General features: G+C 71.1%; 1 protein-coding gene. It reads right to left on the bottom strand.

Annotated elements, in window-relative coordinates; all coding sequences use genetic code 11:
* Nucleotides 1–46 precede the first annotated feature (46 nt).
* The coding region (locus ACWEMY_RS10395; RefSeq protein ID WP_452389745.1) for an amino acid adenylation domain-containing protein at nt 47–13,993 on the bottom strand (13,947 nt) is incomplete at its 5' end.

The following is a 13,993-nucleotide window of genomic DNA, read 5'->3' as shown; positions in this document are numbered from 1 at the left end:
CACGGCGCCGGCGCCGAGAAGAAGCTTCCCGGCGCCCGCTCAGCTCTCATTCCGCGACGATCACCGTGACCTCGCCGTCGGCGGCGTCGGTGACGTCACCGGCGGCCACGAACCAGTGCGTGACCTCCCCGTCGGCCAGGTCGTCGGCGACCTCGCCGTCGGGCAGCACCGACAGGGCGCCCGCGGTGGCGGCGGCCAGGAATTCCTGGACGGCGGCCGGGCCGGAGGCGTGGGTGGTGTAGGTGGTGCACTCGTAGTCGATGCCGTGTTCCTCGCGCAGGCGTTCGGCCAGCGCCAGCGCGGCGCTCTGGGTGAGCGTCGTGGTGGACTCGGCGGTGGCCAGGACGAAGGCGGGGTGGTCCTCGGACAGCGGACGGACGCGGTCGGCGTAGGAGACGGGATGCGCTGCGGCGGCGGCGATCTCGTCCTCGATGTCGGCCAGGACCAGCCATTCGCCCGCCACCCCGGCGACCGCTTCGGCACTGACGCCGAAGGTGGCGCCCGCCGCGGCGATCTCCACGCCGGCGAGTTCACCGGCGAAGAGCACTGCGGCCCCGGCCTTCTGGACCGCCCAGGCGGCCAGCACCGAATCCACCCCGCGCGGCAGCGAGACGGCCACCACGTCACCGGGTCCGGCACCGCGGGCGATGAGCACGCGGGCCAGCTGCGAGGACTTGCGATCCAGTGCGCTGTAGGCGATCTCGCTGTCGCCGCGCAGCAGGGCGGGTGCCTGCGGATCGGCCTCGACGACCTCGGCGAGCACCTTGGCCACCGTCTGCGCACCCACGCCCGCCGTGGCGACCGGTGCCGGTGCGGCGGCGGTCACGCCGGACTCGGCGAGCAGCTGGGCGCGTTCACCGGCATCGAGGATGTCGATGTCGCCGACGAGCCCGTTCGGGTTGTCGAGCAGCTCGTCGAGCACCCGCAGCAGGCGCGCGGACAGGGTGCGGACCTCGTCCTCGGTGTAGGTGCTGCGCAGGTAGCGCAGGGTGATCTCGATGGTCGACTCGGCCATCACCACCAGCGTGAGCGGGTAGTGGGTGGCGTCGTCGAGGCCCACACCGGTGACCTGCATGCCGTCGATCGAGCTCGCCGCGGTGACCGCGTCCTTGTCCATCGGGTAGGACTCGAACACCAGCAGCGTGTCGAACGCCGCGCCGGCACCGGCGACCCGCTGGATATCGGACAGGCCCACGTAGTGGTGGCTGAGCAGGTCTGCCTGTTCGGCCTGCACCCGCTTGGTCAGCTCCTCGGCGCTGATCCGGTCGTCGATCTGGATACGCACCGGCAGGGTGTTGATGAACAGGCCGACCATCGACTCCACGCCGGGCAGCTCGGCCGGGCGGCCGGACACGGTCGCGCCGAACACCACGTCGTCGCGGCCGGTCAGGCGGCCGACGACGATGCCCCACGCGGTCTGCAACAGCGTGTTCACGGTGACGCCGAGTTCACCGGCGTGCTTGCTCAGCGCCCTGGTGCGGTCGTTGTCGATCTCGACGACGACCTTGCCGATCTCGTAGCGCTCCTCGGTGCGCGGCGCGGGCGCCAGCTGGGTGGGGCCTTCGACCCCGGCCAGCGCCTCGGCCCAGACCCCCAGTGACACTTCGCGATCCCAGCCGGAGAGGAAGGACAGGAAGTTGCGGTAGGAGGCCACGCGCGGCAGCGCGGTGAGGTCACCGTGCACCGCGTAGAGCACCAGCAGGTCGCGCATGAGCAGCGGCATGGACCAGCCGTCGATCAGGATGTGGTGCACCGTGATCGCCAGGTGCGACTGGCCCTCGTCGGTCTTGTAGAGACCGAAGCGGATCAGCGGCGCGGTGGCCATGTCGAACTGGTTCGCCCGGTCGGCGACCAGCAGTTCCTGCATGCGCGGCAGGCGCTCGCCGGCGGGCAGATCGGTCAGGTCGACCTCACGCCAGGGCACCTCGAGCTCCGACATCACCACCTGCACCGGCTGACCGGCCGAGTCGGTGACGAACGCGGTCCGCAGGTTCGGGTACCGGTCCAGCACGGCCTGGGCCGCGCGGCGCAGGCGTTCGGTGTCGAGCGTGCCGGTCAGGTCGAGCACGGCCTGCACGGTGTAGACGTCGACGGTGGCCGAGCTGAGCATGGCGTGGAACATCAGGCCCGCCTGCAGCGGCGAGAGCGGCCACACCTCCGACAGCGCCGGGTAGTCGCCTTCCCACAGCTCGAGGTCGGTCTGTTCCACCCGCACCAGCGGCATGTCCGACGGGGTGAAACCGCCCGCGTCGGCGCGCTGCGCGTGGGTGGCCAGCGCGGTGAGCGCGGCGACGAACAGGTCGGCGAACTCCTGGGCCTGGTCGATGCTCAGCAGGCCGGTCGGGAACGCGATGTTCGCGCCGAGCTGCGGGCCCTCGTCGCCGTCGTTGACGATGGCGTTGATGTCCAGCGTCGCGTTGGCGGGCATGTCCAGGTCCATCTCGGCGTCGAGCTGACCCAGATCTGCCACCGGCACCCAGCCCAGTTCGGCGAGCTCGGCCGGGATCTCACCGGCGGTGGCGCGACCGAGGTAGTTGAAGCTGATCTGGCCGACGCTCGGCAGTTCGGCGCCCTCGGCGGTCAGGTACTTGACCATGCCGTAGCCGATGCCCTTGTCCGGCACGGCCAGCATCTGCTCCTTAACCGACTTGATCACGCTGCCGAGCACGGCGCCACCGGCGAAGGCGTCGTCGAGATCGGCACCGGCCAGATCGAGCCGGACCGGGAACGCGGTGGTGAACCAGCCGACGGTGCGCGACAGGTCGGCACCGGCGACGATCTCCTCCTGGCGGCCGTGACCCTCCAGCTTGATCAGTGCCGCCGTGCCGGATTCGTCACCGCGCCACCGGGATACGGCCAGCGCGAGCGCGGTCAGCAGACCGTCGTTGACACCACCGTGGTACAGGCCGGGGATGGCCGTGAGGACCGCGTCGGTGACCTCCGGCGACAGGGTGACCTGCACCCGGTCGACGGTGGCGAAGGTGTCGACCTTCGGATCGAAGGCCCGCGATCCCAGCTGCGGGTCGGCGGTGGCCGAGACCTCGCGCCAGAACGGCAGCTCCGCGCGCCGCTGGTCCGCCTGCTCGACCAGGCTGTGCGCCCAGCGCCGCATGGACGTGCCGTTGGCGGGCAGCGCCACCGGCTGACCGGCCGCGATCTGACCCCAGGCCATGCCGAGGTCCGGGATCAGGATGCGCCAGGACACACCGTCGATGACGAAGTGGTGACCCACGATGAGCAGCGCGTCACGACGGCGCGGACCGTCGGCGTTCTCGCCGAAGGCGAACCACACGAACTGCACCATGGCGGCGTTCGCCGGATCGAGCCTGCCCATGGCCTCGTCGTATTCGACACTGGCCAGCTTGGACAGCTGCTCGTCGGAGACCTCGCCGGGCACCTCGACGCGCCGCACCAGCGCGGCCACGTCGACCTCGCCCGGCGCCAGCGCCTCGAACACCCACTCACCGGAGACCCGGGCGACCCGCGACCGCAGCACATCGTGGTGGTCGAAGACCGCGCCGATGGTCGCGTGCAGGACCTCGTCGGTGAGGTTCTCCGGCAGGCGCAGCACCATCGACTGGGAGAACCGGTCGTAGGTGGAGCCGCTCGCCAGGATCTGGCGCATGATCGGCAGCATCGGGATGTCGCCGACACCGCCGCCGGGCAGTTCCTCCAGCACGATCTGATCCGCGTCGCCCGCGAGCACGGCGACCTCCGCCAGACCCGCGACGCTGCGCTTCTCGAACACATCGCGCGGCTTGAACAGCACGCCGCGGTCCTTGGCCCGCGAGACCAGCTGGATGGACAGGATCGAGTCACCGCCGAGGGCGAAGAACGAATCGTCCAGGCCGACCGCGTCCACACCGAGCACCTCGGCGAAGACGGTGGCGATGATCGCCTCGACTTCGCTTGTCGGGGTGCGGAACTCGCGCGGGGCGAGCACCGGCTCGGGCAGGGCGCGACGATCGAGCTTGCCCGCGGGGGTCAGCGGGATCTCGTCGAGCACCATGACCGCGGCGGGCACCATGTGCGCGGGCAGCTGCTGGGCCGCGTACTCGACCAGCTCGGCCGGGTCGGCGGCCGCACCCGGGGTGGCGCGGACATACGACACCAGGATGGTGGCGCCCGCGTCGGTGGTGCGGCCGATGGTGGCCGCGAACTCGACGTCGTCGTGCGCGGTGAGCACCGCGTCGATCTCGCCCAGTTCGATCCGGAAGCCGCGGACCTTCACCTGGAAGTCGTTGCGGCCCACGTACTCCACGACGGACTTGCCGTTGACGGTGCGCCAGGCGACCACGTCACCGGTGCGGTAGAGCCGCTCGCCGTCGCCGTACGGGCTGGCCACGAAACGCTCGGCGGTGAGGCCGTGGCGCGCGTGGTAGCCGCGGGCCAGCGCCACGCCGCCCAGGTACAGCTCACCGGCCACGCCCTCGGGGACCGGGCGCAGGCGGTTGTCGAGCACGTACACGGTCGCGCCCGCGATCGGCCCACCGATGTTCATGGTGTCGCCGGGCAGCAGCGGGTCGGACAGGTTGGTGGCGATGGTCGCCTCGGTGGGGCCGTAGGCGTTGTAGAACCGGTGGTGCGCCGGGTCGGTGCCCGCGCTGTGCCAGTTCGCCACCAGGTCGACCGGGGCCTTGTCGCCACCGACGATCAGGGCCTCCAGGCCCGCCAGCGCGGCCGGTTCCATCGACGCCGCGACCAGCGGGGTGAGGAACACGTGGGTCAGCCGCTCGCCGACGATGATCTCGGCCAGTTCCTCGCCGCCGACCACGCCGACCGGCGTGATCACCAGCGTGCCCGCCGAGCCGACGGCCAGCAGGAACTCGAGGATCGACGCGTCGAACGACGGCGAGGCGAAGGCCAGTGTGCGCGCGTCCTTGCCGAGCCCGAACTGCGCCACCTCGGCGGCGGCGAAGTTGGCCACACCCGTGTGGCTCACGACGACGCCCTTGGGCAGGCCCGTCGAGCCGGAGGTGTAGATCATGTAGGCCGGGTTGCCCGCGTGGACGGCGCCGACGCGGTCGGCGTCGGTGACCGGCGCGGCGGACTGCGCCGCGGCCTCGCCGTGCAGGGACTTGTCGTCGAGCACCAGCCACTCACCCGACGCGGGCGCGGGCAGGTGACCGGCCTCGTCGGACACCGTGATACCCAGTGCCGCACCCGAATCCGACATCATGTGCGCGATGCGCTCGGCCGGGTACTTCGGGTCGACCGGCAGGAACGCCGCGCCCGACTTGATCACGGCCCAGATGGCCAGGGTGGTCTCCAGCGACCGCTGCATGGCGATGGCGACGACCGTCTCCGGCGCGGCACCGCGCGCGATGAGCACCCGCGCCAGGCGCGAGGACGCCACGTCCAGATCGGCATAGGTCAGCGAGCGGCCCACGCCCGGCGCGACGATCGCCTGACCGTCCGGGTTGGCCGCCACGGCCTGGGCCAGCAGCTCGGGCAGCGTGCTGGTCGACGCGGCGGGACCACCGGTGCGGGTGAGCAGCTCGGTGCGCTCGACGGTGTCGAGGAGCTCGAGATCGCCGACCGGAGTGGTGGTGTCGGCGACGACCTCGGCGAGCAGACGCTGGAAGCGCTGCGCGAACTTCTCGACCGTGGACTGATCGAACAGGTCACTGGCGTAGGAGAACTCGGCGTAGGCGCCGGCCTCGTCGCCCGCGCCCGCCTCACGCACGGTGAGCAGCAGGTCGAACTTGGCGGTGTCGACGTCGAAGTCGACAGCCGAGACCGACAGACCCGGCAGCTCGAAGCTCGCGTCCGGCAGGTTCTCGAACGACAGCGCCACCTGGAACAGCGGGTGCCGCGCGGTGGAGCGCTCGGGGTTGAGCAGTTCCACCAGGCGCTCGAACGGGATGTCGGCGTGCGCGAAGGCGGCCAGGTCGGCGTCCTTGGCGCGGGTGAGCAGCTCGGCGAAGCTGTCCTGCCCGTGCACCTGGGTGCGCAGGGCCAGGGTGTTGACGAACATGCCGATCACGTCGTCGAGTTCGGCCTCACCACGACCGGCGATCGGGGTGCCGACGACGATGTCCTCGGTGCCCGACAGCCTGGCCAGGAACACCGCGAGCGCGGTGTGCACGACCATGAACAGCGTCGCGTTCTGCTCGCGGGCGATGGCCGAGAGTCCGGCGTGGATCTCGGTGGAGATCGGGAACAGCACCCGGCCACCGGCGAAGGTCTGCGTGCTCGGACGCGGCCGGTCCAGCGGCAGGTTCAGCTCGTCCGGCACACCCGCCAGCGCGCGCTTCCAGTAGTCGGCCTGCTGGGAGACCAGGCTGGTCTCGTCGGCCTCGGACCCGAGCACCTCGCGCTGCCAGACGCTGAAATCGGCGTACTGCACCGGCAGCGGCGCCCAGCCGGGCGCTTCCCCGGCGGCGCGGGCGGCGTAGGCCACCATCACGTCGCGGGTCAGCGGGGCCATGGACCAGCCGTCGGCGCTGATGTGGTGGGCGACGAACACGAGCACGTACTCCTGCTCCGCGACGCGCATCAGCTTGGCGCGCAACGGAACTTCGTCGAGCACGTCGAAGCCGGTGCTGATCAGCGCCGCGATCTCGTCGCGAACCCGTTCGGGGGCAACAGTTTCCGGCGTCAGATCGGGGACATTGCCCTCGACCGGCAGGATCACCTGGTGCGGGGTGCCGTCGGTCGACGGGTACACCGTGCGCAGGGTCTCGTGCCGCGCGAGCACATCGGCGACCGCGAGTTGCAGCGCCTCGACGTCCAGCGCGCCCGTCAGGCGGACGGCGACCGGGATGTTGTTCACCGCGGAGCTGGTGTCGAACTGGTTGAGGAACCACATGCGCTGCTGCGCGAGCGACAGCGGCACCTGGGCCGGACGCGGTCCGGCGACCAGCGCGCGCCGCCCACCGGCACCCGCGCCCTGCTCGACCTTCACCGCGAGCCCGGCAACCGTCGACGCCTCGAACAGCAGGCGCACCGGCACCCGGCTGTCCAGGGCGGCGCCGAGACGGGCCGCGACCTGGGTGGCCAGCAGCGAGTTGCCGCCGAGGGCGAAGAAGTCGTCGTCGGCACCGACGCGCTCGGCACCGAGCACGTCCGCGAACACGCCAGCCACGATCTCCTCGATCGGGGTCGACGGCGCACGGAACGCCTGGGCCTCGAACTCCGGTTCCGGCAGCGCCTTGCGGTCGAGCTTGCCGTTGACATTGAGCGGCAGCGCGTCCATCACCACGAAGGCGGCGGGCACCATGTACGAGGGCAGACCCTCGGCCAGCGTCGACTTCACCTGTGCCACATCGATTTCCGCGATGCGACCGGCGGGCGCGGAGGCGGCAGCGGAGCGTGACCACGCAGCGCCCTCGGGAGCATCGCCATTCGACACAGCGCCAACGAGGTAGGCCACCAGGCGGTCACCGGTGCGCGGGTCGGACTTGGCGATGACGGCGGCCTGCGCGATCTGCGGCAGCGCCAGCAGCGCGGCCTCGATCTCGCCGAGCTCGATCCGGAAGCCGCGGATCTTCACCTGGAAGTCGGTGCGGCCCCGGTAGTCGAGTTCGCCGTTGTGCCAGGCCACCAGGTCACCGGTGCGGTACATGCGGGTACCGGGGGTGAACGGGTTGGCCACGAAACGGTCGGCGGTCAGGTCGGGACGGCCGAAGTAGCCGCGCGCGAGCTGGGCGCCGGCCAGGTACAGCTCACCGGCGACACCGTCGGGCACCGGGCGCAGGCGCGCGTCGAGGACGTACACCTGGCTGTTCCACTCGGGCACACCGATGGAGACCGAGCCCTGGTCGGCGGCGCTCACCCGATGCGAGGTGATCGAGACCGCGGCCTCGGTGGGGCCGTACAGGTTGAACAGTTCCGTGCGCGGGAACGCGGTGCGCACGCGCTGGGCCAGCGAGCCGGGCAGCGCCTCACCGATGGCGAGAATCCGCCACAGCGAATCGGGCAGCCCCGCCGCCAGCAGCGCGTCGAGCATCGACGGCACCACATGCAGCGTGGTGACCCACTCGTTCGAGATCAGCTCGTTCAGGTACGCCGGATCGCGATGGCCCTCGGCCGAGGCGATCACCAGGCGGCCACCGCAGACGGCGGCCGACCAGAACTCCCAGACCGAGAGGTCGAAGGTGGCGGCGGTCTTGAGCAGCACCGCGTCGGCGGCGTCCATGCCGAATTCGACCAGCTTCCACTGCAACTGGTTCGCGATGGCGCCGTGCGGCACGGCGACACCCTTCGGGCGACCCGTCGAACCGGACGTGAAGATCACGTACGCGGTGTGCGCGGGCACCAGCGGCTCGGTGCGCTCGGCATCGGAAACCGGTGCGGCGCTGAGAGCTTCGAGGTCGAGTTCGTCGATGCGCACCAGCGGCGCGACCGCGGTGTCGAATTCGGCCTCGGCATTGGTCAGCACGCAGACCGGTGCCGCGGTCTCGAGGATGTAGTTCGTGCGCTCGGCCGCCTGATCGGGGTCGACCGGCACGTACGCGCCACCGGACTTGGTGACGGCGTACATGGCGACGATCAGATCCACCGAGCGGCGCAGGGCCAGCGCGACCCGGGCCTCCGGGCCCACACCCAGCGAGATCAGGTGCCGCGCCAAGCGGTTGACCTTCGCGTCGAGTTCGGCGTAGGTGAGCTGGCTGCCGTCGTCGGTGACCAGGGCGGTCGCCTTCGGGTCGGCGGCCACGGTCGCGTCGAGCAGTGAAGCCAGGGTGGCCTCGGTGTCGACGCGCTGTGCGGTGGCATTGCGGCCGTCGAGCAGCTGGGCGCGCTCGGCCGGGGCGAGCAGTTCGATATCGCCGACCGCGGTGCGCGGGGTGTCCACGATCGCGGCGAGCAGACGGACGAACCGCTGCACGAAACCCTCGACCGTGGCGTGGTCGAACAGGTCGGTGGCGTAGGTGAAGATGCCCGAGATGCCTTCGGGCTCACCGGCGTCGCCGTAGCGGTCCGAGGCGATGAGGTGCAGGTCGAACTGCGAGAGCTGCGAGTCGATGTCCAGGCCGGAGACCGTGAGACCCGGCAGTTCCAGGGTGGCGCGGCTGAGGTTCTGGAACGACAGACCCACCTGGAACAGCGGGTGGCGCGCGGTGGAGCGGACCGGGTTCATGACCTCGACCAGGCGCTCGAACGGCACGTCGGCATTGGCGAAGGCGGCGATGTCGTCCTCGCGCTGGCGGGCCAGCAGTTCGGTGAACGCCTCACCACCGTCGACCTTGGTGCGGAACACCAGGGTGTTGACGAACATGCCGATCATGTCGTCGAGGGCGGCCTCGCCACGACCGGCCATCGGGGTGCCGATGGCGATGTCGTCGGTGCCCGACAGGCGGGCCAGCAGCACCGCGAGCGCGGTGTGCACGACCATGAACAGCGTGGCGCCCTCGGCGCGGGCCAGTTCGACCAGCGCGCGGTGGGTGTCGGCGTCGATCTGGACGTCGACCTTGCTGCCGGCGAAGGTCTGCACGGCCGGACGCGGGCGGTCGGCGGGCAGGTCGAGCTGGTCGGGCAGGTCGGCGAGGGCCTGCTTCCAGTGCGCGACCTGCTTGGCGGCCATCGAGTCCGGATCGTCCTCGCTGCCGAGCAGTTCGCGCTGCCAGATGCTGTAGTCCGCGTACTGCACGGCCAGCGGCGCCCAGCCGGGCTCCTGGCCGGTGGAGCGGGCGGCGTAGGCGGTCATCAGGTCGCGGGTCAGCGGGGCGACCGAGGAGCCGTCACCGGAGATGTGGTGCACGACCATGGCGAGCACGAAGTCACCGGAGACGGTGCGCGAGGGCCCGAAGGCCGACGACGGCGCCTCGGCCCCGGAACCCTCGACCCGGAACAGCGCGACCTTCAGCGGCACCTCGACGGTGACGTCGAAGATGGTCGACATCAGTTCCGCGACAGCCGTTTCCAGCTCGTCGGCGGCGACGGTGCGTTCCAGCAGTTCCGGTGCGGCCTGCGCGGGCGACAGGATCACCTGTGCCGCACCGGCTTCGGTCTGCGGGTAGACGGTGCGCAGGATCTCGTGACGCGACACCAGGTCGGTGATCGCGGCACGCAGCGCGGCCACGTCGAGGTCGCCGGTGAGGCGGACCGCGACGGGCACGTTGTAGGCCGCCGACTGGGTGTCGAAGCGGTTGAGGAACCACATGCGCTGCTGGGCCAGCGAGAGCGGGATGTGCTCCGGACGCGGGCCCGCGGTGAGCGCCAAGCGGGCGCCGGTCTCGGCGTGCTGCTCGATCCGCTGGGCCAGCGCCGCGACCGTGGACGCCTCGAACAGCAGGCGCACGGGGATGCGGGTGTCGAGCGCCTCGCCCAGGCGCGCGGCGACCTGCGTGGCCAGCAGCGAGTTACCGCCCCAGGCGAAGAAGTCGTCGTCGAGACCGAACCGCTTGTCGGCATCCAGTCGCAGAACTTCCGCGAAGGTGGCGGCCACGAGCTGTTCGCTCGGGCTCACCGGCGCGCGGAACACGGCCTTCTCGACCTCGGGCTCCGGCAGGGCCTTGCGGTCGAGCTTGCCGTTGGCGTTCAGCGGCAGGGCGTCGAGCTGCAGGAACACGGTCGGAACCATGTAGGACGGCAGCTCGGCGGCCAGCGCGGCCCGCAGGGCCAGCTTGTCGATCTCGGCCCCGGCCACGACGTAGGCGACCAGGCGGTCACCGACGACGGGATCGGTGTGCGCGAGGACCGCGGCCGACGTGATGTCCGGCTGCCGCAGCAGCGCGGCCTCGATCTCGCCGAGCTCGATCCGGAAACCGCGGATCTTCACCTGGAAGTCGGTGCGGCCCCGGTAGTCCAGTTCGCCCTCGGCGTTCCAGGCCACCAGGTCACCGGTGCGGTACATGCGCTCGCCGGTCGCCGAGAACGGGTCGGCGACGAAGCGGTCGGCGGTGAGGTCGGCGCGGCCGTAGTAGCCGCGGGCCAGCTGGGCACCGGCGAGGTAGAGCTCACCGGAGACGCCAACCGGCACCGGCCGCAGCCGCGAATCCAGCACGTAGACACGGCTGTTCCACTCCGGCGCGCCGATCGAGACCGACACCGTGTCGGCATCGGTGACGGCGTGGCTGGTGATCGAGACCGCGGCCTCGGTCGGGCCGTACAGGTTGAACAGCGCGGCGGTGTTGCCGGTGCGGAAACGCTGCGCGGTGGACGCGGGCAGCGCCTCACCGATGGCCAGCACCCGGCGCAGCGTGCGCGGCAGCGCGGCACCGGACTCGGTGAGCAGCGCGTCGAGCATGGACGGCACCACGTGCAGCGTGGTGACGCCGGTGGAGCGCATCAGGTCGTTGAGGTAGGCCGGGTCGCGGTGACCGTCGGCGGTGGCGACCACCAGGCGGGCACCGGCGACGGCGGCGGTCCAGAACTCCCAGACCGAGAGGTCGAAGGTGGCCGCGGTCTTGAGCAGCACCGCGTCGTCGGCACCGATACCGAATTCGGCCGTCTCCCACAGCAACTGGTTGACGATCGCGCCGTGCGAGACCGCCACGCCCTTGGGCTTGCCGGTGGAGCCGGACGTGAAGATCACGTACGCGGTGTTGTCGGGCACCAGCGCACGGCGCTCGGTGATCGCGGCCGGGCTGACGGCGCTCAGGTCGAGCTCGTCGAGAACGACCACTTCGGCCGCCGCCGTGGCGAATTCGGCGTTCGCGGTGGTGAGCACGACCGCGGGCGCGGCCGTCTCCAGGATGTAGTCGGTGCGCTCGGCGGGCTGATCGGGGTCGATCGGCACGTAGGCCGCGCCGGTGCGGGCCACCGCGTACATGGCGATGATCAGCTCGGCGGAGCGGCGGATGGCCAGGGCCACCCGGTCCTCGGTGCCGATGCCACGCTCGATCAGGTGCCGCGCGAGGCGGTTGACCTCGGCGTCGAGCTCGGCATAGGTGAGCTCGCGGCGGCTGGACTCACCCGCCGCAAGCTCGGAACCGTCATGGGCGACCACCTCGTCGACCACCAGCGCCACCGCGTCCGGCGTGGCCGCCACCGTCGCGTCGAGCAGCGAGACCAGGGTGGCCTCGGTGTCGACGGCGTGCGCGGTGCCGTTCCACGCGGTGACGATCCGCTCGGATTCCGGCGCGGTGAGCAGGTCGATGTCACCGACCGGGATGCTCGCGTCGGCGGCGACCGCGTCGAGGACCAGCACGAACCGGTCGGCGAAGCTCTGGACCGTCGACTCGTCGAACAGGTCGATGGCGTAACCGAATTCGGTGACCAGCTGGGCGGGCGCGCCGTCGTCGGTGTAGCGGTCGTAGAGGGTGACGTGCAGGTCGGTCTTGGCCAGCTGCGAGTCGTAGTCCACGGCGCTGACGGTGAGGCCGGGCAGTTCGAAGGTGGTGTCGGCCAGGTTCTGGAACGACAGGCCCACCTGGAACAGCGGGTTGCGCGCGGTGGAGCGCACCGGGTTGAGCACCTCGACCAGGCGCTCGAAGGGCACGTCGGCGTTGGCGAAGGCTTCCAGGTCGCGTTCGCGCACGTCGGCGAGCAGTTCGGCGAAGCCGGCGCCGGTGTCGACGGCGGTGCGGAACACCAGGGTGTTGACGAACATGCCGATCAGGTCGTCGAGTTCGCGTTCGCCACGGCCCGCGATGGGGGTGCCGACGGCGATGTCGTCGGTGCCCGACAGGCGCGCGAGCAGCACCGCGAGCGCGGCGTGCACGACCATGAACAGCGAGGCGTTGTTGGCGCGGGCCAGCTCGTGCAGGGCGGCGTGGCGCTGCGGGTCGATCTCGAAGCGGATCGCCTTGCCCTGGAACGACTGCGCGGGCGGGCGCGGCCGGTCGGCGGGCAGTTCGAGCTGGTCGGGCAGCCCCGCGAGGGCCTTGCTCCAGTACGAGACCTGCTTGGCGGCAAGCGATTCCGGGTCGGTCTCGTCACCGAGGACCTCGCGCTGCCACAGCGCGTAGTCGGCGTACTGCACCGGCAGCGGCGCCCACTGCGGCGCCTCGCCCTGCACGCGGGCCACGTAGGCGGCCATGATGTCGCGCGCCAGCGGTCCCATGGAGGAGCCGTCGGCGGAGACGTGGTGCACGGTGAACGCGAGCACGTGGTCGGTCTCGCTGAGCTCGAACAGCGCGACCTTGAGCGGCACCTCTTCGGTGACGTCGAAGGTGGTCATCGCGAATTCGATGACCGTGCCGAGCAGGTTCGCCTCGTCGACCTGGATGTGGTGCACCACGGCGCGGCTCTGCGAGATGGGCAGGATCACCTGGTGCGGGCCGTCGGCCGAGCGCGGGTAGGTGGTGCGCAGCATCTCGTGCCGGGCGAACACGTCGCCGATGGCCTGTTCGAGCGCGGGCACGTCGAGCTCGCCGGTGAGGCGCACGGCCAGCGGGATGTTGTCCACCGCGGAGGTGGAGGTGTCGAACTGGTTGAGGAACCAGTAGCGCTGCTGGGCCGGCGAGAGCGGAATGATCGCGGGCCGCTCCCCCGCCGTCAGGCGTGGGCGGGTGCGCGAACCCGCGTTGTGCTCGGCGCGGGCGGCCAGCGCGGCGACGGTGGACGCCTCGAACAGGTCGCGCACCGAGAGCTGGGTGTCCAGGGCCGCGCCGATGCGGGCGGTGACCTGGGTGGCCAGCAGCGAGTTGCCGCCGAGTTCGAAGAAGTCGTCGTCGGCGCCGACGCGGGTCACGCCGAGCACGTCACCGAAGGTGCCCGCCACGATCTCCTCGATCGGGGTGGACGGGGCGCGGAACACCTTGGCCTCGAACACCGGCGCGGGCAGCGCCTTGCGGTCGAGCTTGCCGGAGGCGTTGAGCGGGAAGGCGTCCAGCACCACAAAGGCGGTGGGCACCATGTAGGTCGGCAGCGCGCCACCCAGTTCGGTGCGCACGGCATCGAGGTCGATGCTCACGCCCGCCGCGGGGATCAGGTAACCCACGAGCTGGTCGCCGAGACGCTCATCAGAACGGACCACGACCACCGACTGGGCGATGGACGGCAGCGCGGTGAGCGCCGCCTCGATCTCGCCCAGCTCGATGCGCAGACCACGCAGCTTCACCTGGAAGTCGGTGCGGCCCAGGTATTCCAGCTCACCGTGCTCGGT

It is taken from the genome of Nocardia sp. NPDC004415 (genome assembly GCF_053602435.1).
This window is presented reverse-complemented; position numbering and strand designations above follow the sequence as displayed.